Annotated in this window: 16 protein-coding genes and 2 pseudogenes; 14 read left to right on the top strand and 4 right to left on the bottom strand. The window is 64.9% G+C overall.

Annotation, left to right across the window (positions count from 1 at the left end; genetic code table 11):
• Positions 1-37 precede the first annotated feature (37 nt).
• Positions 38-1,093 (bottom strand): oxidoreductase, encoded by a 1,056-nt coding sequence (locus J7367_RS12165; protein WP_057662552.1) that lies wholly within the window; start codon positions 1,091-1,093, stop codon positions 38-40.
• Positions 1,094-1,243: 150 nt separating this feature from the next.
• Between J7367_RS12165 and J7367_RS12170 the strand changes: the two genes are divergently transcribed.
• The 5 genes from J7367_RS12170 (at position 1,244) to folK (ending at position 6,260) form a co-directional block, all read left to right on the top strand.
• Positions 1,244-1,615, top strand: coding sequence for a BON domain-containing protein (locus tag J7367_RS12170; RefSeq protein WP_008572114.1), 372 nt, complete (start codon positions 1,244-1,246; stop codon positions 1,613-1,615).
• A 282-nt stretch (positions 1,616-1,897) separates the two neighbouring features.
• Positions 1,898-3,709 (top strand): ATP-binding protein, encoded by a 1,812-nt coding sequence (locus J7367_RS12175; protein ID WP_057662550.1) that lies wholly within the window; start codon positions 1,898-1,900, stop codon positions 3,707-3,709.
• Positions 3,706-4,146, top strand: coding sequence for a response regulator (locus J7367_RS12180; protein ID WP_057662547.1), 441 nt, complete (start codon positions 3,706-3,708; stop codon positions 4,144-4,146). Before J7367_RS12175 ends, J7367_RS12180 begins: the two co-directional genes overlap by 4 nt.
• 3 nt (positions 4,147-4,149) lie before the next feature.
• Positions 4,150-5,652, top strand: a complete 1,503-nt coding sequence (locus J7367_RS12185) for a response regulator (RefSeq protein ID WP_057662545.1) — start codon at positions 4,150-4,152, stop codon at positions 5,650-5,652.
• A 92-nt stretch (positions 5,653-5,744) separates the two neighbouring features.
• Entirely contained in the window at positions 5,745-6,260 is a 516-nt protein-coding gene (folK, locus tag J7367_RS12190) for a 2-amino-4-hydroxy-6-hydroxymethyldihydropteridine diphosphokinase (protein ID WP_057662542.1), read from the top strand.
• Positions 6,261-6,428: 168 nt separating this feature from the next.
• On the opposite strand, the gene J7367_RS12195 is transcribed toward folK, so the two are convergent.
• On the bottom strand, positions 6,429-7,166 hold the full coding sequence (locus tag J7367_RS12195; protein ID WP_057662539.1) for a pteridine reductase: 738 nt from the start codon (positions 7,164-7,166) through the stop codon (positions 6,429-6,431).
• Here J7367_RS12195 and J7367_RS12200 point away from each other — a divergent pair.
• Complete coding sequence (locus J7367_RS12200) at positions 7,165-8,418, top strand: class I SAM-dependent methyltransferase (RefSeq protein ID WP_176215050.1); 1,254 nt, start codon at positions 7,165-7,167, stop codon at positions 8,416-8,418. The two genes, J7367_RS12195 and J7367_RS12200, sit on opposite strands and share 2 nt — an antisense overlap.
• The gene (locus tag J7367_RS12205; protein WP_057662534.1) at positions 8,406-8,819 is read left to right on the top strand and encodes a VanZ family protein; all 414 of its coding nucleotides are present in this window, start codon (positions 8,406-8,408) and stop codon (positions 8,817-8,819) included. The genes J7367_RS12200 and J7367_RS12205 overlap by 13 nt, the downstream gene beginning before the upstream one ends.
• Before the next feature lie 252 nt (positions 8,820-9,071).
• On the opposite strand, the pseudogene J7367_RS12210 reads toward J7367_RS12205, so the two are convergent.
• Together J7367_RS12210 and J7367_RS12215 are read right to left on the bottom strand one after the other, a co-directional pair.
• Positions 9,072-11,116, bottom strand: a pseudogene (locus J7367_RS12210) (TonB-dependent receptor).
• A 277-nt stretch (positions 11,117-11,393) separates the two neighbouring features.
• Entirely contained in the window at positions 11,394-12,254 is an 861-nt protein-coding gene (locus J7367_RS12215) for a 2OG-Fe(II) oxygenase (RefSeq protein WP_033480900.1), read from the bottom strand.
• Between the two features lie 187 nt (positions 12,255-12,441).
• On the opposite strand from J7367_RS12215, the gene J7367_RS12220 reads away from it, so the two are divergent.
• From J7367_RS12220 to J7367_RS12250, 7 genes and pseudogenes are all read left to right on the top strand, one after another.
• Positions 12,442-13,914 carry a hypothetical protein gene (locus J7367_RS12220; protein ID WP_057662532.1) on the top strand — a complete coding sequence of 491 codons (1,473 nt, stop codon included), beginning with the start codon at positions 12,442-12,444 and terminating at the stop codon, positions 13,912-13,914.
• A gap of 77 nt (positions 13,915-13,991) precedes the next feature.
• On the top strand, positions 13,992-16,649 hold the full coding sequence (locus tag J7367_RS12225) for a TonB-dependent receptor (RefSeq protein ID WP_057662528.1): 2,658 nt from the start codon (positions 13,992-13,994) through the stop codon (positions 16,647-16,649).
• 159 nt (positions 16,650-16,808) lie between these two features.
• A complete protein-coding gene (locus J7367_RS12230; protein ID WP_057662524.1) occupies positions 16,809-17,621 on the top strand; it encodes a type II secretion system protein N in 813 nt (270 codons plus the stop codon).
• Entirely contained in the window at positions 17,618-19,690 is a 2,073-nt protein-coding gene (gene gspD / locus J7367_RS12235) for a type II secretion system secretin GspD (protein ID WP_057662521.1), read from the top strand. Before J7367_RS12230 ends, gspD begins: the two co-directional genes overlap by 4 nt.
• Complete coding sequence (gene gspE, locus J7367_RS12240; protein ID WP_057662518.1) at positions 19,641-21,182, top strand: type II secretion system ATPase GspE; 1,542 nt, start codon at positions 19,641-19,643, stop codon at positions 21,180-21,182. Before gspD ends, gspE begins: the two co-directional genes overlap by 50 nt.
• Positions 21,169-22,371 (top strand): type II secretion system inner membrane protein GspF, encoded by a 1,203-nt coding sequence (gspF, locus tag J7367_RS12245; protein ID WP_057662516.1) that lies wholly within the window; start codon positions 21,169-21,171, stop codon positions 22,369-22,371. The genes gspE and gspF overlap by 14 nt, the downstream gene beginning before the upstream one ends.
• Positions 22,372-22,493: 122 nt before the next feature.
• A pseudogene (locus J7367_RS12250) lies at positions 22,494-22,679 on the top strand (IS5/IS1182 family transposase); the annotation flags it as partial.

Here is a 22,679-nt window from a genome sequence, read left to right on the forward strand (position 1 = left end):
GCGAGTTGTTCAGGGCGGACTACAGAGCCGGTCGCGATCAGCCGCGTGAGGCATCCAGCCACTGCACTCGGCCGTCCGCAGCGCTGCGTTGCGCGAGGTCCACCAGCTGCATCAGCTGCACTGCATCGGTGCTGCTGACCGGCGCCGGGCCGGTGCCTGCCAGTGCGTCGCGAAAGGCGGCGTAGCACTGCCGATAGTCGCCCGGCAGGTTGTCGGGCTGATGGGTGTGGACGCGGCCTTCGTCGTCGACGCGGGTGAGCGTGCCTGGTACGGGGTCCACGCCCCAACCGACCGTGCCGGGGCGACGGCCGGCGCGCAGCTGGTCTTCCTGCGTATCCAGGCCATGCTTGAGGTAACTGCCGCGCGTGCCGTGCACGGCAAAGCGCAGGCTCCCATCGGCCACCAGCGACCCGGCGTGCAGAATCACGCGCAGCCGGGGGTAGTGCAGGGTGACATGGAAATAATCGACGCTGCGTGCATGGTCGCGCTGACGTTGCAGATCCGCGCCAATGCCCTGCGGCATACCGAACAACTGCATCGCCTGATCGAGCAGATGCGGGCCCAGGTCGTACCACAGTCCGGCACCGGGGCTATCGCTCTCGCGCCAACGGTCACGTACCTGCGGGCGATAGCGGTCGAAGTGCGAATGAAATTCCACCACCTCGCCCAGCTGGCCTTCTTCGATCAGCCGGCGCACGGTGAGAAAGTCCGCATCCCAGCGGCGATTCTGGAACACGCTGACGATGCGTCCCGCGGCGTTGGCGGCATCGACCATCTGTTGTGCCTGCGTCGCATCCAGCGCAAACGGCTTGTCCACCAGCACATGCTTGCCGGCGGCCAGGGCCTTCAGCGCGAAGGGCGCATGGGTGTGGTTCGGGGTAGCCAGCACTACGGCATCCAGTGCGGGATCGGCCAGCGCACTGTCGAGGTCGGCCACCACGGTGAGGCCGGGGAAATCGGCCTGTGGCTGTTGCGGCTTGGAAGACACCACGCTGTGCAGCTGCAGGCCGGGGGTGCTTGCGATCAGCGGTGCATGAAAGGTGCGGCCGACATAGCCATAGCCGACAACGGCCAGATTGAACAGTTTAGGCATTGAAAACGGTTCATCGCAACGACGGAGGGAGCCGGCATGGTATTGCACCTGCGCGTGTGCGCAGGGTTCACAACCTCTGCATGCAACGGTCACGTCTGCTCGACGAGCGCCACCGCAAGCTGCGCCCACATTCAACAGGAGGTGCTTGGTATGAAGAACATGACGCATGCACGCAAGTTGCTGGCGCTGTCGCTGTCGCTCGGTCTGACCCTCGGCGCGTCGCAGGCATTCGCGGCACCGCAGGAACATGCCGACCACAAGGATCATGCTGCCGGCATGAACGAGTCCAAGAAGCCGGTCACCGACACCTGGATCACCACCAAGGTCAAGGCCGACCTGCTGGCCACCGACAACGTCTCCGGTACCGACGTGAAGGTCGAGACCAAGAACGGCATCGTGACCCTGACCGGTGCGGTCGCCACCCAGGCCGAGCACGACAAGGCCGTTGCCGTTGCCAAGGGCATCGAGGGCGTCAAGAGCGTCAAGTCGACCGGCCTGAAGGTCACCGCTGCGAAGAAGTAAGCGCAGCTGCTGCGAATGCCGGACCGCTGAGGCGAGGCGGCGACCCGAGCACCAGGCGCACTCCACGGAGTGCGCCTTTTTCGTTTTTTGAAGAACCGTCCGGCGTGCCGATGGCCGGCAACGCGCTCGCGCCGTTTTCACGCGTGCTACACGTATGCTATGCCCATTCAGCTATGTCACAGACTGACATGATTTCTCTGAATCATTAATCTGGCAAGCTGCGTGATCGGAGACAATGCCGGTCAGTCCTTGGCCCCTGCAGCGAGCGAATTCGGTCCAGCAATGCAAACAACGGTCCAGGCAGACAAATGGGATCGCTGGCGCCTGCCTCTATTGGCGGTTGCCGTGTTCCTGATTGTGGTGGTTCCCTCGTTGTTGCTGCAGCAGATGGCCCGCAACGCCAACCAGGCCGCGACCTGGGTCTCGCATAGCCAGCAGGTGCTGGAAAACGCGCAACGGTTGGAAGCGGCAATGCGCAATGCCGAATCGGCAGCGCTGATGCGCTCGCATGGGGTCGAGCGCCCGGCACTGCTGGAACGGATGCGGCGCGGGCGTAGCGAGGCCCAGGCCGCGGTGCAGCGGCTGATTTTTCTGACCAAGGACAACCCCGCCCAGCAAGTACGCATGGGGCGCATCCAGAGCACCATCGAACGGCGTCTGCTATTGGCCGAGCGCATTGCGGTGACCACCGCGCCGGAGCAAATCCGCGCGCTGATCAACGACATGACCCTGAACAACCCGATCCGTGTGCTGATCGATGACCTGCAAAGCGCCGAAGGCCGTCTGCTGGCGCTGCGCAATGCGCGCGCCGAAACCGAGCGCATGCATTACGCGGTGTTGAGCTGGGCAGCGCTGGCGGTGCAGTTGCTGTCGCTGGGCACGGTGACCTGGCTGCTGCAGCGGCAGATCCGCCGCCGGTTGGCGGCCGAGCAGGAATACCTGCGCGCCAATGGCCGCGCCAGCTCGGTGCTGCAAACCGTGCGCGAGCCGATCGTGCTGCTGGATGCCAGCCAGCGCATCGTGTTGCATAACCCTGCCTTCGCCGACCTGTATGGCCTGGAAGAGCGCGGCAACGAGTTGATGGCGCTGGAGGATGTGGGCGGGGGCGTCTGGCGCGATGCGCAGATCCACCAGCGTCTGGCGGACGTGTTGTTGCGTGGACGCGAGTTGTGGGATTACGAACACGAGCAGCGCGCCGCCGACGGCGTGCTGCGCACCATGTTGATCAATGCACGCCGCATGCCGCTGCCCGACACCACCGACGAAGACGTGGTGCTGATGACGGTGAGCGACATCAGCCTGCAGAAGGCCGCGCAGTTGCGTATCCATGAGCTCAACCGGCAGATGGAAGGCAAGGTGGAGCAGGTCTCGGAAGTCAACCGCGAGCTGGAAGCCTTCAGCTATTCGGTCTCGCACGATCTGCGCGCACCGTTGCGGCATGTGGCCGGATTCTCCGACAAGCTGGCGCGTCATCTGGGCGATACGGCCGACGAGAAGTCGCGCCATTACATGGAAGTGATCAGCAGTTCGGCGCGGCGCATGGCCTCGCTGATCGACGATCTGCTGGTGTATTCGCGCCTGGGCCGCGGTGCGCTGCGCCTGCAGGCGGTGGACATGCAATCGCTGGTGGCCGAAACGCGTGCGATTCTGGATTCCAACGTGCAGAGCGAGAACACCGGCCACCGGGTGGAATGGCATATCGCACCACTGCCGGTGCTGGTTGCCGACGAAAACATGATGCGCCAGCTGTGGATGAACCTGCTTGGCAATGCGGTCAAGTACAGCGCCAAGCGCGAGGTGGCCAAAATCGAGGTCAGCTACACGCCGATGTCCGATGGCGGCCACCAGTTCAGCGTGCGCGACAACGGTGCCGGTTTCGATATGGAATACAGCGGAAAATTGTTCGGTGTGTTCCAACGTTTGCACAAGGCCAGCGAATACGCTGGGACCGGCATCGGCCTGGCCAGCGTGCGGCGCGTGTTGACCCGTCACGGCGGCCGGGTGTGGGCCGAAGGCGTCGTCGACGAGGGCGCCACGTTTTATTTCGTGTTACCTCCTGCGCTTGAAGCGCCCAACCAAGAGTTCACTGCATGACCGCCATCCGTACCATTCTTCTGGCAGAAGACAGCCCGGCCGATGCGGAGATGGCGGTCGACGCCTTGCGCGAAGCCCGCCTTGCCAACCCCATCGTGCACGTCGAAGACGGCGTGGAAGCCATGGACTACCTGCTGCGCCGTGGCATGTTCGCCGACCGCGAGGAGGGCCTGCCGGCCGTGCTGCTGCTGGACATCAAGATGCCGCGCCTGGACGGGCTGGAAGTGCTCAAGCAGGTGCGCAGCGACGAGACGCTCAAGCGCCTGCCGGTGGTGATCCTGTCGTCCTCGCGCGAAGAAAGCGATCTGGCCCGTAGCTGGGACCTGGGCGTGAATGCCTATGTGGTCAAGCCGGTGGATGCGGATCAGTTCTTCAATGCGGTCAAGACGCTCGGCACGTTCTGGGCGGTCATCAACCAGGCACCGGAGCTGGACTGAACCATGCCGCATGAGGGTGGCAACCTGGAGCAGCTGAAGATCCTTCTGGTGGAAGATTCACCGGAAGACGCCGAGCTGTTGTCCGATCAGTTGCTCGAGGCCGGGCTGGATGCGGCATTCGAGCGCGTGGACAGCGAGCCGTCGCTGCGCGCCGCGCTGGACGACTTCCAGCCGGACATCGTGCTGTCGGACCTGAGCATGCCGGGCTTTTCCGGCCACCAGGCGCTGCGCCTGGTGCGCCAGAACGGTGCCACACCCTTCATCTTCGTCTCCGGCACCATGGGTGAGGAGACCGCGGTCAAGGCGCTGCAGGATGGCGCCAACGACTACATCATCAAGCACAACCCGACGCGCTTGCCGAGCGCGGTGATCCGCGCGATCCGCGAGGCGCGTGCGGATCTGGAACGCCAACGCGTGGAAAGCGAGCTGATGCGCGCACAGCGTCTGGAAAGCCTGGCGATGCTGGCGGCCGGTTTGAGTCACGACCTGCGCAATATCCTGCAACCGTTGTTGATCGTGCCCGACCTGCTGGCCGGGCGCACCGACGATCCGCAGCTGCGTCAGCTGGCCAACGTGGTGGCCGAATGCGGCCGGCGCGGACATGAGATGGCCGAGTCGATGCTCTCGTTCGTGCGCGGGTCCAACAAGCCCCGCGAGCAGGTGTCCATCGCCAATCTGTTCCAGGCCGTGCAGATGCTGCTCAAGAGCAGCCTGCCCGATGGGGTTCGTCTGCAGATGGACACCATCGCTGCGGATCTGACCATCGAGGCCAACTACACCGAATTGCAGCAATGCCTGCTCAACCTTGGCTTGAATGCGATCCAGGCGATGCCCGAGGGCGGCAGACTGATCCTGGCAGCCGACCGCTATGATGCCTCGCGCGTGCGCATGAGCGTGGCCGACACCGGCGTGGGCATGAGCGATGAAACCCGCGCGCGCCTGTTCAGCCCTTTCTTTACCACCAAGGCCGATGGCACCGGGTTGGGACTGATTTCGTGCAAGCGCATCATCGAAAGCTATGGCGGAAGCATCGTGGTCGATAGCCGGCTGGGCGAAGGGACGCGCTTTGACATGATCGTGCCGATGCGTGCGGTGTCGACGGCGGTGACCGAAGCCGAACTGCCGCTGCCGCTTGGCCATGGGCAGCGCATTTTGCTGGTGGATGGCGAGGCCACGCGCCTATCGCTGCTGGGCAATGCACTGTCCAGCCAGGGCTATCAGCCGCAGCTGGCCAGCGATGGCGCCGCGGCGCTGCAACTGGTGCAGCAGCACGCGATGCCGGATCTGGTGATCATCGACAGCGACATCATCCTGCTCTCGGCAGTGAGCGTGCTGCTGAGAATGCAGGAGCTGGGGTACCAGGGCCCGGCGATCGTGCTGGAAGATGTCGGTGCGCCGCTGCAACGTGCGCATTTCCCGTCGGATCTGCCGGTGCACGTACTGCGCAAGCCGCTGGAAATGCGACGGGTGTTCCGCGCCGTTTCGCATGCGCTGGAAGTGGCCTGAGACCACGTTTGCGCGCACCCGGCGCCTGCGTCGACGGGTGCAACGCGATTGCAACAGTTGACGTCCACGCCGGCCGCATGCGCGAATAACGTATGACCACCGTGCTTCTCAGCCTCGGCAGCAACGTCCAGCCGACCCACTACCTGCGCTTGGCTGTCGCCGCCCTGCGCGCGCGCTTCGGCCAGATTGTCGTGTCACCCGCGTACCGCACGCCCGCGGTGGGCTTCGATGGGCCGGACTTCGTCAACAACGCAGTGGTATTGCAGACCGATCTGGATCTGGACGCGCTGGATCACTGGCTGCATGCGCTGGAAGATGCGCATGGGCGCGATCGCAGCGGCCCGCGTTTCAGCGACCGCACCCTGGATCTGGACGTGGTGTTCTTCGGCGACCGTATCGTCGAAGGCCCCGGGCATCTGCGCATCCCGCGGCCCGAGCTCAAACACGCATTCGTGCTCAAGCCGCTGGCCGACATCGCGCCGGACTTCATCGACCCGCTGAGCGGGCAGACATTGGCAACCCTGTGGCAGGCGCATCCGCAGTACGGCAGCGCGTTTGCCACGGTGGAGCTGGATGCAGCTGCGCCGGAGTTGAGCGTCACGCAATAGCGCTGCTCTGGCAGCGCGGTTGAACGCGGCCGAGCAAGCATGCAAATAGCGCCACGGCGTGCGGACTGTCTGGCAGTGCCGCACGCGCCGAGGCGGCAACCGGGCTCACGCGCATGACAGGGATAGCGTTGCTACGCAGCGAAAGCGCGCAGGCCCCGGAAGCATCGTTCAACTGAGCTGGCGGCCGCCATCGACGTGCAGGGTATGCCCGGTGACGAAGCTGGCGTCGTCCAGCAACCAGCGCACCGCTTCGGCAATTTCCTCCGGCGTACCGATGCGCGCCAGCGGCGTGCGCGCGAGCAGCGCCTGCTTGGCGTCGGCGGATTTGCCTTCTTCCGGCCACAGGATGGCGCCAGGTGCGACCGCGTTGACACGCACGTGCGGCGCCAGTTCCAGCGCCAGCGAACGGGTCAGCATTTCCAGCGCGCTCTTGGAGGCGCCGTATAGCGGGTGATTGCGCATCGGCTGCTGCGCATGCAGATCGGTAAGGTTGACGATGGCCCCGCGCCGCTGGCGCAACTGTGCGGCGGCGGCTTGCGCGATGAAGAACGGCGCGCGTGCATTGACCGCAAATAATTCGTCCCATTGCGCCGCAGTGGCCTCACCGATGGCGGTGGGGTAGAACGCCGAGGCGTTGTTCACCACGCCATCCAGACGACCGAAGGCGGCAAGGCAGCCGGCCACCAATTGCGCAGGCGCATCGGGCAGCCGCAGATCGGCGTGCAAGGCATGCGCGCTGCCGGCGCGCCGCGCGCACAGTCCGACCACGCGTGCGTCCAGCACCTCGGCGGAGCGGTGTGCATGCAGCGCAACGCAGTAGCCGGCAGCGTGCAGCGTGGTGGCGATCTGCGCGCCGATGCGGCGGGCTGCACCGGTGATCAACACCACCTTGGGACTGTCTGTCATGACGTACTCGCTCGGCGTTGCGGAGGGCTCGGATATCCTGTGCATTGTCCACGCAACCGGTGCCCGCATGCACGCCGACCTTCCCACACCCGATCCGGACGCGCTGGCCCACAGCGACCGGCTGGCTGCGCATGTGCGCGCCGAAATCCAGGCCGCCGGCGGTGCGATTCCGTTCTCGCGCTTCATGGAGCTGGCGCTGTATGCGCCGGCCCTGGGCTATTACAGCGCCGGCGCCAGCAAGTTCGGCGAGGCCGGCGATTTCGTCACCGCCCCGGAATTGGGGCCGTTGTTTGCGGCCACCGTTTCCGGCGCGTTGGCGCCGGTATTGCAGCAGCTCGGGCCGCAGGCGCGGGTGCTGGAAGTGGGCGGCGGTAGCGGTGCGTTTGCCGAAGTCACGCTCAAGCGGCTGCTGGAACTGGACGCGTTGCCCGAGCGCTACGCGATCCTGGAGCCCAGCGCCGACCTGCGCGAACGTCAGCGCGAGCGGCTGGGGCGCAGTCTGATCACGCCGGTATTCGATCTGGTGGAATGGCTGGATGCGCCGTTCCCGGACGATTGGGATGGCGTGCTATTCGCCAACGAAGTCATCGACGCATTGCCCACGCCGCGCTTTGCACTGCGCGATGGGCAGGTGTATGAAGAAACCGTGGTGCTGGATGACCAGCAGCACTTCGCGCGCGGCGAGCAACCGGCCGATGCGTTGCTGAGTGCGGCCGTGCGTCACCTGGAGCGCTATTTGGAGCAGCCGTTCGCCGATGGCTATCGCTCCGAGTTGCTGCCGCAGTTGCCGTACTGGATCCAGGCGGTCGCCGGCGGTTTGAAGCGTGGCGCGATGTTGTTCGTCGACTACGGTTACCCGCGCGGCGAGTTCTATCGTGCGCAGCGCGAGGACGGTACCTTGCGTGCGTTTTACCGGCATCGCATGCATGAAGATCTCTACCGTTGGCCGGGTCTGCAGGATCTGACCGCATCGGTGGACTTCACCGCGTTGGCCGAGGCAGGCACCGGCGCAGGTTTCGAGTTGGCCGGGTATTGCACGCAAGCAAGCTTCCTGCTCGGCAATGGGCTGGACGCATTGTTGGCGCAGGCCGATACGCGCACCGATGAAGTGGGGCGCATGCGTCTGCGCGAACAGATCAAGCGGCTGACCCTGCCCAACGAGATGGGCGAGCGGTTCCAGGTGATGGGCTTCTCGCGCGATGTCGATTTTGCCCCTGCATTCCTGTCCGGCGATCTGACATGGCGGTTGTGAGTTCGGCACTACGACCGTTTCACCGGCCGCGGTTGTGGGTGGGCCTGTGGATCGCTGCGATCGTCGTGGTCATTGCCGTGTGCCTGGGGCCACCGCCGGAGTTTCCGGAGTTGCCGTCCAACAGCGACAAGGCCGAGCATTTCCTGACCTTCGCGCTGTTGTGTTGGGGAGCGGTACAGTTGTTTGCGACTCGACGCGCACTGGTGTTTGCCGCCTTCGGGCTGGTGCTGCTGGGCATCGGCATCGAAATCGCGCAAGGCGCGCTGACCACCAATCGCAGCGCCGACCCATACGATGCATTGGCCGATACGCTGGGCATTCTCGCCGGGCTATGTCTGACATGGACGCCATTGCGATTTGTGATGTTGCGGATCGATCAACGCCTGTTTGGACGGCGGTGACGGTGATTGAACGATGCCTCGGCAGGCCAGGTGCCTGCCCGCTGCCGTAAACGGAGCCGGACGCCGATGCGGTCCTGGTTGCCTGGCCGCGTGTTGCCGCAGCGATGTAAGGCATCGCGCGCCACGACCGCTTGCCCACGGCAGCGTACCGGGGCCGCGGCGGGGCGCCAGTTGCCGGCTTGGCGATGACGGTTCATGCAGCCGCTACGCTGCGGACCAGCGATTCGCACGTCGCCACCGCTGCCGCTGCCGTTACAGCTTCATTCTCAGCCCGAGATACAGCTGCCGTCCGGCCGCGGGCGAGAACATGGGCTGCGCCTGTGCCCAGAAGAAGCTGTCGTACCACACGTAGGCATACTCGCGACCGGTGGCATTGCGGACCTGCACGTCCACGCTCCAGTTCGGGTTGATCGTATAGCGCGCCGTGAGGTCGAGCGTCGCAAAACCGCCGTACTTGCCTGCCACGTTGCGCTCCTCGAGGTAGTAGTCGCCCTGGGCGCGTCCCTGCAGGCCCAGTTGCAACGCCTGGGTCGCGCGGTAGTCCACGCCGATGTTGCTGATGTAGCGGGGCGTGGCGATGACTTCGTTGCCTTGCAGCGAAAGCGCGGCGGCGCGGTCGTCGCGCGTGATCTTGGCTTCCTGGTAGGCATGCGATGCCCAGAGCGTCCATCGATCGCCCAGCTGTGCGCTGATCTGCGCATCCACGCCGCGGCGACGCGTCTTGCCCAAGGTGACGGTAGTGCCGGTGGCCGGCATGTTCGAGACTTCGTTTTCCGCATCCTGTTGCCAGACGGCGATACGCGCCTGACTGCCTGCAAATGGGCTGAATTTCATGCCCAGCTCGACGCCGGTGTTGGTGGAAGGGCGGATGCCGGCTTGCCCTGGGGTGAGATAGGCCGGGGCGGTGGAGCCGGTCAACACCTGGAAGGTACGGCCCCAGTTGGCATACACATTGGTGGTCGGGGTCAGGGCGTAGATCACGCTGAGTTTGGGCTGCCCGATGCTGCCGTAACGCTGCAGCGGTGCGCGCACCGCGCCCGGCAGCTGGGTGTCGCCGTCGAAGCGGTCCACGCGATAGGCCGGCACCAGCTTCAGGGCCTCGACCGGCTGATAGATGGCCTGCACGTAGGCGCCCCAATTGTTGAATGTATAGCGGTCGTCGTTCTGGATGCGCGCTGGCGCTGCGGTGAAGTCGGTGGGCTCGGCATAGTTGAAGCGCTCGCGCCGGTACCCATTGTCTTGATGTTCGTAGTTGATGCCGCCTTCCAGGGTCAGCAGGTCATTGGCGCGCCAGGTCAGGGTGTTGAGCATGCCCACCTGCGTTTCGTCCCAGCGTCGACGCTGACGCGGCGCATTGCCGGTGGGCAGGTCGCTGAAGGTCACCCGGCGGTCGTCCTCGTAGCGGTTGTAGTAAAGCTTGCTGCCCAGGAACAGGGCATCGGTCAGTTTCAGGTCCAGGTGCACGCCGGCCTGCTGCATGTCGCGGTCGTCGCCATCATTGCGGTTGCGGCGGTCCGAGCTGCGACGGTCGGTCTGCAGCTCTGCTGCGTTCATGAAGCCCGGCTCGTCGGCCTGGTTGCGGTACGCGCGTGCCGTCAGGCCGATGCGCATGCCCTCGTCGAGATTGCCGTAGAACCACTTGCCGCCCAGCACATACTTACTGGAACGATCGTGCGCACGATAGCCATCCGATGCCTGTGCGCCGATGAAGTAGTTCTGCGCGAATCCGTCGCGTTCGCGCCCTATCGCGATCTGCGCATCGCGGCTGGCGTAACTGCCGTAGGCAACGCGGGCATCGGTGTAGCTGCCGCCCTGGCGGGTGCCGAAGTTGATGTTGCCGCCGATGTTGTGCAGCCCGTAGCGCGGATCGTTGGTGCCACGCACCACCTCGATGTAGCTGATTTCCAGCGGAAACAGCATGTCGATGAAACGCTGGTTGCCGCTGTTGACGTTGCTGGGAATGCCGTCGATCAGGGTCTTGATCGCATTGAGATAGCCCTCGCCGTTGAAGGCGCGGAAGCTGACCTTGCCCGATTCGGCGCCCTGACGGTTTCGGTCAACTGCATGCCGGGCATCTGCCCGAGCAATTCCCAGCTGTAGGACACGTTCTTGTCCTCGATCTGGTCGGCGCCCAGGACATCTACCGACGTCAGCACCTGATGCGCACTGAGCTGGCCTTCGTGATGTTGATGGACGTCGACCTTGCCAAGCGTCAGCGCTGAATCGGAGGACTGCGCGCGTGCGTCGGCAGCAAACAGCAGAGCGGCGACAGTCGCCACGAGGGGATGGATCTTCATGAAGCGGGCGATACCTGCGGGCCAGTGGAATCGTGTCAGTAATGACATGTTATAACATATTCTGACAAATTCAATTCGCGTCGCGCTGCTGCCGTCTTTGGGGACAGTCAGCAAGTCATTGTGTTGCACGCCTGATGGGCCGCTTGCGTGTCGGCGATGCGCCGCTCGCAGCGTGGGGAACAGCCAACAGCCAACAGCACTGCAGGCGATGCAGGTGCCATGTCGCTCCGCGTTGGCGGCGGATGGGGTCGATCCCGCCGGCGCGGTGTTGCGGTGCTTATCCGGGCATGCGCACTGCGCGCTCGCGCAGCCACTTGGTGGCCACCCACTTTTCGCCGGCCAAGACCGGCGCGCCGGCGTGCAGGCTGCGCGTCATCGGATGCGGGCGGTCGTAGCTGAAAAACACTGCATTGCCCTTGACCGCAGCGACATCCAGATGCGCGTCAGGAAAACGCGTCGCGCCGCCGCGTTCTGGCGTATTGAGGTACATCACCAGCGAGGCGACGCGTTGCCCGCCGGCCTGCAACAATACCGGGGTGCCGGCTGCGTCCGGGTCGAAGTAATCGTAGTGCGGCCGGTATTCGGCACCGGTGCCGTAGCGCAGTACCTGCAACCCTTCGCCGTGATCGACTGGCCAGTCGAGCAGGCGCGCGATGCGCGCTTCGATACGTTGGCACAGCGCATCCTGGCCCACGCGCAGACACATGCTGTCGCTGGTGCGTGCTGCATGCACCACGTGCTCTCCGTTCGCATTGTCCACGGTGCGCGAGCGCGCCAGGCGCGGGCGGGCCAAGGCGATCAATGCATCGCATTCACCGCCGGAAAGAAAACCGCCGAGTACCACCACGCGCGGCAGCAACAGGCTGACCAAGACGCGTACCTCGCGGTCGCCCAAGGCAAGCAGTGATGCATCGGTGTCCTGTTGCAACGCGGGCACGCGCACCGGCATCGGCAAGCCGTTTGCTTGCGCGTGTTGTTGGATGTGGGCACGGACCAGTGCCTCGACCGCATCGATGGCGTCCTGTTCGTTCCAGCCTTGATCCAGGAGCGGCTGTAGCGCTTGCTCGGGCGGATGGCCGGCCACGGCTTGCGCCACGATCCAGTCGGCCAGCGGGCTCGGGATGTCTGTGTGTGTCATCGCTCTACATTGCATGGCGGTGTGTGGCATTGGTATGTCAATTGTGTCGCGGTAAGACAAATGACACAGATGCCCCCTATAAAAGTGACGGGGATCTTGAACGTGCTCGCCACTGCAGTGTGCGCAACGCCACCAATTCTTGACGACTCCTCTTCATACCGGACCCTTTGACCTGGAGATCAGCCGCATGGCCGTTCGCAACAGCAGTAAGACACTTCTCATGACGTTTGGTACCGCACTGGCGCTGTCGGCCTGTGGTGGCGGAGCCGACCGTGTCGCCTCGCCAGGGGAAGGTGCATTCCCGCCTGCACCGGCCCCCACACCGACGCCGGCGCCCACGCCTGCACCAACGCCGGCACCCGCACCGAGCGGCCCGGCCGCCGATTGCCCGAGCGGTTTTTCCAACGTCGGCACCATCGCCAACAACACGCTACGCGCCTGCCAGTTGCCGGAAACCATCAACGGCAACCTGGTAGTGCCGGCGCGCACGGGCACCGTGTATTCGATCAGCGGTCGCGTCAATGTAGGCACCGACCGCGGCGGCAACGCCACCGCACCGGCCGCTGGCAGCACGCAGGGCATTTTGACCATCGAGCCGGGCGTGACCCTGTTCGGGTCGGCCGGTAGCGACTACGTCGTGGTCAATCGCGGTTCGCAGATCTTTGCCGAAGGCAACGCGACTGCGCCGATCGTCTTCACCGCGCGTCAGGCGCTGGAGAGCACGGTCAGTGCCAACACCATCGGCCTGTGGGGCGGCATCGTGGTGCTGGGGCGTGCGGCGATCAACAACTGCCCGGGCACCACGGTGTCCGGTACGCCGGAATGTCAGGCGCAGGTCGAGGGGACCAACGCGTTCTATGGCGGCAACAACGCCACCGACAACAGCGGTTCGATGCGCTACCTGCGCGTGATGTATTCGGGCTTCGAAATTTCGCCCAATAACGAACTGCAGGGCATCACGCTGGCGGGTGTGGGGAGCGGTACCAAGCTGGATTATGTGCAGATCCACAACAGCTCCGACGACGGCATCGAATGGTTCGGCGGTACGGTCAACGGTAGCCATCTGGTCATCACCGGTGCCGACGACGATTCGCTGGATACCGATGCAGGCTGGAACGGTGCACTGCAGTTCGGCATCGTGGTGCAGCGTGCCGGCGGCGGCGATCGCATGAACGAGTGGAGCAGCTTGCGTCGCCAGCCGTATTCGCGCCCGAAGGTGGCCAATTTCACCTACGTGGGCAATGCGCGCGCCGGCGCGGCGATCATGCTCAACCAGGGCACGCAGGCCGCGTTCTACAACTCGGTGGTCACCCGTCCTGCGGGCGGCACCGGTGATGGCCTGGTGTGCTTCAACCTGGCCGATACCGACACGCTCGGCACCTTCAACTCGGTGTTCTTCGCCTGCCCGACGGCATTCGGCAGCGACGCGCGTGCCGCCAGCCAGTTTGCGGCCGGTACCAACAACGTCGCCAATGGCGTGTCCACATTGCAGAACACCTTCGTCAATGGCTCCAATGAAAACGCAGTGCCGGCATTCCAGGGCTTGAACGGGGTGAGCAGCTTCTTCCAGCAGGTGAACTACATCGGTGGCGTGCGCGATGCCAACGACACCTGGTGGCAGGGCTGGACCTGCGGCCTGACCGCCGATCGTCCCTGCTGAGGCATTGCATCGCAGGGCGGCCATCGGTCGCCTTGCGATGCGTCCAGCTTCATCTTTCTGTTGCCAGGGCTCCCACGATGCGAACCTCTGCTGTTGCCCGTCTGTCGCGGACGGGCCTGTCTCTTTCCATTTCCACCCTGCTGATGTCCGGCGCCGCCATGGCGCAGTCGACCGCCAGCGACGCCGATACCGGCAGCGGTACGTCCAGCGCGGCCGGTACCAGTGTGCCCAAGCAACTCGACCAGGTCGTGGTGCGTGGCGACTACATTCCCGAGCCGATGCTGCAAACCTCCGAAGTGGCCTCGTTCGTGACGCGCGAAGACATGGAGCGCACCGGCGACAGCAGCGCCGCGGTGGCGCTGACGCGTGTCACCGGGCTGAGCCTGTCGCGCGGCAAGTATGTGTATGTACGCGGCCTGGGCGAGCGCTATTCGTCTGCGTTGTTCAACGGTTCGCCGCTGCCCAGCCCCGAGCCGATGCAGCGCGTGGTGCCGTTGGACCTGTTCCCCAGCGACGTGCTGGCCAGCGTGACCGTGCAGAAGACCTATTCGGCCGATTATCCGGGCGAATTCGGCGGCGGCGTGATCGATCTGCAATCGCTGGCGGTCCCCGACAAGCCGTTCCTCTCGCTGACCGTGGGCGGCGGCGCCAACAGCGTCAGCACCGGCGAAAAAGGCCTGACCTATTACGGCTCCGGCGATGACGCGTGGGGCGTTGATGATGGTACGCGCAAGCAGCCTGCTGCCTTGCGCGATGCGATCAGGACCGGCCGCCGTGTCGATCTGGGCAGCTTTTCGCGCGAGGACATCCGTCGCATCGGCCGCAGTTTGAACGATGCCAACCTGTATGTGCTGCAGGAAAGGGACAGCATCGCTCCGGACGTCAATGTCGGCGGCAGCGCCGGTTACAGCATGGACGTGGGCGAGGCCAAGCTGGGCATTATCGCGGTGGCCAGCTACGACAACGAATGGCGCACGCGCAGCGGCAAGCAGCAGGACGGCATCTTTGTCGGCGACAGCGTCGAGTTCAATTCCGATTACGACTTCGCCACCACCCGCAACAACGTGCGCAGCAACGGCATGCTGGGGCTGGGCTGGGAATATGGCCGGCATACCATCGGCTGGACCACGTTGTACGTGCACGACACCTTGAAGGTGGCGCGCAGCCGCGCCGGCCGCGATGAGTTGGCCGGTTTCGATGTGCGCGACGACAATACCGAGTGGTACGCGCGGCAGTTGATCAACAACCAGCTTCGCGGCTCGCACGCCTTCGGCGAATACGACGACCTGAAGATCGAATGGCGCGCTGCAGTGGCCAATGCCAGCCGCGATGTGCCCTACGAAACTGGTATTCGCTACGAGCTGCTGGATGGCTATTGGGCGCACGATGCCTCGCGCGTGCAGAACTACACGCGCTTCAGCAAGGTCGACGACAAGGTCGCCAGCGGCGGCGTGGATGTCAGCTGGCGCTTGCCGATCGAGCACGATTTCACCGTCAAGGGCGGTCTGGCCTATCTGGACAACGACCGCAGCGCGTGGAGCCGCGAATTCCGCTTCCTGGCGCTGGATGGCCCGCTGCCGTTCCTGAACCAGTATCAGCGCGTGGATTATCTGTTCTCCGACTACAACCTCAGCAACGATCTGCTGCGGCTGCGCGAAACCACCGGCAGTTTCGGTGCGGCGGCCTACAACGCGACCTTGAAGGTCAAGGCGGCGTATCTGCAGGCAGAAGGCGAGATCATGCCGACGTTGCGCGCCACGGTCGGTGTGCGCTACGAAGATGCCACCCAGGCGGTGCATCCGTACGACATCTTCAGCGGCACGCGCCAGGACGGCGTGGCACCGTTGCAGAACAGTTATGCGTTGCCGTCGGCCACGGTCACCTGGAACCTTGCCGAGAACCAGCAGCTGCGCTTTGGCGCATCCAAGACCATTGCACGCCCGCAGTTCCGCGAAATGGCGCCACAGCAATATCTGGACCCGGACATTGACCGTCAGTTCTTCGGCAACCCGTTCCTGGTCGATAGCGAGCTGGTCAATCTGGATGCACGCTACGAATGGTTCTTCGAACCGGGCCAGTACGTCACCATCGGCGCGTTCTACAAGGACATCGACAAGCCGATCGAGGCCATCGTCAACGACGCACCGGGCGGCGGTATCGTGCAGAGCTTCATCAATGCGCCCAAGGCCAACCTCTACGGCATCGAGCTGGAGGCCAAGACGTATCTGGACGTGCCGATCGCAGCAGACTGGTGGGGCGACAACCGCGTGTTCGTGTCCGGCAACTACACGCGCACCACGTCCAAGGTGAGTGCCAGCGACGGCGATACCGTGCAGCCGTACGGTTTCAGTACGCCGGTGCAGGCGAGCCTGTTCATTCGCGATGGTTCCGCGTTGCAGGGCCAGTCCGACGACATCGCCAATCTGCAGATCGGTGTGGAGAGCGAGCGCACGCACAGCCAGGCGACGTTGATCGCCAACTACGTGGGCGAGCGGGTGTCCGCGCGTGGTCGCCCCGGGCAGCCGGATTACATCGACAAGCCGGGCACCTCGCTGGATTTGGTGATCAAGAAGGGACTGGCGTGGTCGGGCGATACGGTGTCGGTCAATTTTGCCGCGCGCAACCTGCTCAAGACCAAGTACCAGGAGTATCAGAAGGTGGGGAGCAATCGGGTCGACCTGTACACCTACCAGCCCGGCATCAGCTATGACATCAGTGTGACAGCACGCTTCTGATCTGAGGCGCAGTTGCAAGTGCCGCAAACGCCCGCTGTGCATTGCATGGCGGGCGTTCGCATTTTGTCGTGTGGCACCGTGTGTCGGCCTGTGTCATCGGTTTCTTCGAACTGACACATTTCCGCCGCATTCTGTCATCCAATCGAAATCCTAAGACGGATGTCCGCTTTGCAACGCGCCTGGCCCTCGTTGAATTCCTTGTTGCTGACGCCGGGCGTTCGCACGGCGGTGGCGGGCGGTGTGGTCGCATTGCTGGTGCTGCAAGGTGTGCGTCTGCTGTGGCTGGTGCTCACGCCGATCGGGCCGTTGGGCACGGCGCAGACCGGTGCGGTCGCTACGCTCGACGTGTCCGCATTGCTTCGCGATGTGTTCCATCGCAGCGCGTCCGACGCCAATAGCGATGGCATCGTGCTGCATGGCGTGCGTGTTGGCGGCAGCCAGGCGGCTGCCTATCTGAGCGGCAATGATGGCCGGCAAGGCGCGTACCGCGCAGGCGACACGGTGACGCCCGGCGTTGTGGTCCAGGCGATCGCGGCCGATCATGTGCTGCTGCGCGCTGGCGGCAGTGTACGTCGCATCGCATTGCGTGAATCTGCTACTGCAGCGCTCCCTCCAGCGGGAACGGGCGCCACCGCGTCGGCTGCGGTTGCGGCAGCTGTGCAATCGAATGTCGCCACGGCAGCAGACCCGACCGCGGCCACCGCCGTCGACCCGCAGCAGTTGCTCGCCAGCGCGGGTCTGCGGGCCAGCGCCGAGGGTGACGGCTTCACCCTCATGCCGCGCGGCGATGGCGCGTTGCTGCGTCAGGCCGGCTTGGCGCCGGGCGATGTGCTGACCCAGATCAATGGCCGCCCGCTCGATGCAGAACATCTGCGCGAACTGCAGGACGAACTGCGCAATGGCCAGAGCGCCACGCTGACCTACCGCCGCGACGGCCAGACCCGCACCATGACCTTGAAGCGCCCGCAATGACTGCCGTTCGCCCGCTCTGGCTGCTCTCGGCCACGTTGTTGCTCGCAGTGCCCGCGGTGCCGATGACCGCACTGCATGCCGCCGATGCGCCGGCAGTGCGCCTGCAGGACGTGGACCTGCGCGCCTTCATCCAGGACGTCTCGCGTGCCACCGGCATCACCTTCATCGTGGATACGCGCGTGCAGGGCTCGGTCAACGTGGCGCGTGCGCAGGCGATGTCCGAAGCCGATCTGCTGGGCATGCTGCTGGCCGTGCTACGCGCCAATGGATTGATTGCGGTGTCCAGCGGACCGGCGACCTATCGCATCATTCCCGACGACACTGCCGCGCAACAGCCCGGCAGCGCCGGCAATGGCAACCTGGGGTTCGCCACGCAGGTCTTCACCCTGCAGCGCGTGGACGCACGCAGCGCCGCGGAGATTCTCAAGCCGTTGATCGGGCGCGGTGGCGTGATCATGGCGATGCCGCAAGGCAATAGCCTGTTGATCGCCGACTATGCCGATAACCTGCGCCGCATCCGCACGTTGGTGGCGCAGATCGATACCGACCGTGCGGCCATCGATACGGTGACGCTGCGCAATAGCTCGGCGCAGGAACTGGCGCGCACCTTGACCTCGCTGTTCGGGCAAGGCGGCGAGCGCAGTAACGTGTTGTCGGTGCTGCCGGTGGAAAGCAGCAATTCCTTGATCGTGCGTGGCGATCCCGCACTGGTGCAGCGCGTGGTACGTACTGCAGTCGATCTGGACGGGCGCGCCGAGCGCCGCGGCGACGTCAGCGTGGTGCGCTTGCAACACGCCAGTGCCGAGCAACTATTGCCGGTGTTGCAGCAGTTGGTCGGCCAGACTCCAGGCAATGAGGCGCAGGCCGGACAGGATACTCGCACCAATGCGGTGGATGTGGCCGCCGCGACCGGCGCTGCGCAGGCGCAGGTGATCGCACCGGCCGCAGGCAAGCGCCCGGTGATCGTGCGTTACCCAGGCTCCAACGCGTTGATCATCAACGCCGACCCGGAGACCCAGCGCGCCTTGATAGACGTGATCCGGCAGCTGGATGTGCATCGCGAGCAGGTATTGGTCGAAGCGATCGTGGTGGAGATTTCCGACACCGCCGCCAAGCGCCTGGGCGTGCAGCTGCTGCTGGCCGGCCGCAACGGCACCGTACCGTTGATCGCCACGCAATACAGCGGCGCGTCGCCCGGCATCGTGCCGTTGGCCGCTGCGGCGGCTGGCACGCGCAGCGGCAATGCCGACGACGACTCGGTGCTGGAACAGGCGCGCAACGTGGCTGCGCAGTCGCTGCTGGGCTTGAGTGGCGGCTTGATCGGCCTGGCTGGGCAAAGCAACGATGCGGTGTTCGGCATGATCATCGATGCGGTCAAGAGCGACACCGGCTCCAACCTGTTGTCAACGCCCTCGATCATGACCCTGGATAACGAGCAGGCGCGCATCCTGGTGGGCCAGGAAGTGCCGATCACCACCGGCGAAGTGCTCGGTGCGGCCAACGACAACCCGTTCCGCACCATCCAGCGCCAGGACGTGGGCGTGGAGCTGGAAGTGCGCCCGCAGATCAACACCGCCGGCGGCATCACGCTGGCGATCAAGCAGGAAGTCTCGGCCATTGCCGGTCCGGTCAGCGCGCAATCGTCGGAGCTGGTGTTCAACAAGCGCCAGATCGAAACGCGCGTGGTGGTGGAGAACGGTGCCATCGTGGCGCTTGGCGGCCTGCTCGATCAGAACGACCGTCAGACCGTGGAGAAGGTGCCGCTGCTTGGCGATGTGCCCGGCCTGGGCGCGTTGTTCCGGCACAAGTCGCGCAACCGCGACAAGACCAACCTGATGGTATTCATTCGCCCCACCATCATTCGCGATGCAGCCGATGCCCAGCGCATGACCGCGCCGCGCTACAACTACCTGCGCGACCGCCAGTTGGCCGATGGCGACCCGGAAGCGGCGCTGGATGTGTTGGTGCGCGACTACTTGCGTGCGCAGCCGCCGCAGTTGCCGGCAGGTCCATCGCCCGTTGCGCCGGCACCGACACCTGCGCCCGGCGCACGTCCCGTGCAACGTTGATGCCATGAGCACTGCGCGCGCCAGAATTTCCTATGCATTCGCCAAGCGCCACGGCGTGGTGCTGCTTGGCAGCGACACCACGGCGCAGATCGGCCTGCGCGAAGGTGGCGATGTGCAGGCCTTGATCGAGCTGCGCCGCGCGTTGGGCATGCCGCTGCAGGTGCGCACGCTGGCAGCCCCCGTGTTCGACCGGCATGTGTCGGAGATCTACGCCGATGCCGGGCTGGAGCAAGGGGTGCAGGTGGAAGCGCTGGACCTGCATGGCAGCCTGGATTCGTTGATCGACGACATCCCCACCGCCGATCTGCTCGACAGCCAGGACGATGCGCCGATCATCCGCCTGATCAACGGCATCATCGCCGAGGCCGCACGGCTGGGTGCATCCGACGTGCATCTGGAATCCTACGAATCGCGCTTGCGTGTGCGCCTGCGCGTGGATGGCGTGATGCGCGAGGCGGCCACGCTACCCGGACGCATCGCGCCGCTGCTGGTGTCGCGTGTCAAGGTGATGGCGCGGCTGGATATCGCCGAAAAACGCATCCCGCAGGACGGGCGTGTGTCGCTGGTGATGGGGGCCAAGGCGCTGGATGTGCGCGTCTCCACCTTGCCCACGCGCGGCAGCGAGCGGGTGGTGCTGCGTATTCTGGATAAGGAACAGGGCACGCTGTCGCTGGCGCAACTGGGCATGCCACCTGTGGTGATGCACACCGTGCAGCGTGCACTGCAGGTGCCCAATGGCATCGTGCTGGTCACCGGGCCCACCGGTTCGGGCAAGACCACGACCTTGTACGCGTCGCTGAGCCTGCTCAACGATGGCTCGCGCAACATCCTCACCGTGGAAGACCCGGTGGAGTACGCCATCGACGGCGTCGGCCAGACCCAGGTCAACGCACGCGTCGGCATGACCTTCGCCGCCGGCCTGCGTGCGATTCTGCGCCAGGACCCGGACGTGGTGATGATCGGCGAGATCCGCGATACCGAGACCGCGCAGATTGCGGTGCAGGCCAGCCTCACCGGCCATCTGGTGCTCTCCACCGTGCACACCAACGATGCGGTGGGTGCAGTCACGCGGCTGCGCGACATGGGCATCGAACCCTTCTTACTCGCCTCCAGCTTGCGGCTGATCCTGGCGCAGCGGCTGGTGCGGCGCTTGTGTTCGCAGTGCCGTAGCGAGCGTTCGATCGATACCGGCACGCGTCAACTGCTGGATGCGCCGGCCGATGCAGCGATCTACACCGCCGTGGGTTGCAACGTCTGCCACCACAGCGGTTATGCCGGGCGCGTGGGCATCTACGAAGCGATTGCGGTGGACGATGCGATGCGCCGTTTGATCGGCGACAACGCCGACGAACACGCGCTGGCTGCTGTCGCCTTCGCACGCGCGCCGCGGCTGGGCGAGGCCGCACGCGCGGCCGTGCTGCAGGGCCTGACCACGTTGGAAGAAGCGCTGCGTGTGACCCGCCAACAGGACGACGCGCATGCCGCAGTTTGATTACACCGTGCTCGATCTGCATGGGCGTAACCGGCACGGCGTGATCAGTGCCGACAGCATAAACAGCGCACGTGCGCAGCTGGAACAGCGCCAATGGGTGCCGGTGCGTGTGGAAGTTGCGGCCGCGACCGCCAGCACGGCCGTGCGCGTGGCGCGCTTCAGTGGCAAGGATCTGGTGCTGTTCACCCGCCAGCTCGCCACGCTGGTGGAGACCGCACCGCTGGAAGAGGCCTTGCGCACCATCGGCACACAGTCCGAACGCCGCGGCGTGCGTCGGGTCACCAGCCAGACACACGCATTGGTGGTCGAAGGATTCCGCCTGTCCGATGCGATGGCACGCCAGGGCAAGGCGTTTCCTGCGTTGTATCGCGCGATGGTGGCCGCCGGCGAAAGCGCGGGTGCGTTGCCGCAGGTGCTGGAACGACTGGCCGATCTGCTCGAACGCCAGGCACAGGTGCGCAGCAAGTTGCAGTCTGCATTGGTCTATCCGGCAGCGCTGGCAGCGACCGCCGGTGCGGTGGTGATCGTGCTGATGACCTTCGTGGTGCCCAAGGTGGTGGACCAGTTCGATTCGATGGGCCGCGCCTTGCCGTTGCTGACGCGCGTGGTGATCGGCGTGTCGCATTTCCTGCTGCACGCAGGCATCCCGCTGCTGATCGTCCTGGTGCTGGCGCTGGTTGCAACGGTGCAGCTGCTCAAACGCCCGGCGCTGCGTCTTGCAGCGGACCGGGCGCTATTGCGCGCGCCACTGCTGGGCCGGTTGATCCGCGATCTGCACGCCGCACGCATGGCACGCACCCTGGCGATCATGGTCAACAGCGGCCTGCCATTGATGGAGGGGCTGATGATCGCTGCGCGCACCGTGGACAACCGCGCATTGCGGCTGGCCACCGACACCATGGTCACTGCGATCCGCGAAGGCGGCAGTCTGGCCGCGGCCCTGAAGCGCGCGGCGGTGTTTCCGCCAACGCTGCTGTACATGGCCTCCAGTGGCGAAAACAGCGGACGCCTGGCACCGATGCTGGAGCGTGCCGCCGATTACCTGGAGCGCGAATTCGAGGCCTTCACCACCGCCGCAATGAGCCTGTTGGAGCCGGCCATCATCGTGCTGCTCGGCGGCGTGGTGGCGGTGATCGTGTTGTCGATCCTGCTGCCCATCCTGCAATTTAACACCCTCGCGCTTGGCTGAGCGCGGCCGCTTATCTTTGGAGACCGTCATGCAGTCCATCCATTCTCATGCATGCCCTAGGGAAGGTCTGATCAACTCACCGCAGATGCGCGACACTATCGCCTTATGTAGAGGATTCATCCATGCAGCTGACGTTCGGTGACGCTGAGGGCTTGGGCAAGCGTAAGCAGACCCGGCGCGAGATCTTTCTTGCCGAGATGGAGCAGGTTGTTCCGTGGCAGCAACTGCTTGCCCTGATCGCGCCGCACTATCCAGTGTCGGGGCGGCCAGGTCGGCAGCCGTACGCACTGGCGACGATGTTGCGGATT

The sequence above is a fragment of the Xanthomonas sp. D-36-1 genome, assembly GCF_017746155.1.
Lineage (GTDB): Bacteria > Pseudomonadota > Gammaproteobacteria > Xanthomonadales > Xanthomonadaceae > Xanthomonas > Xanthomonas cissicola.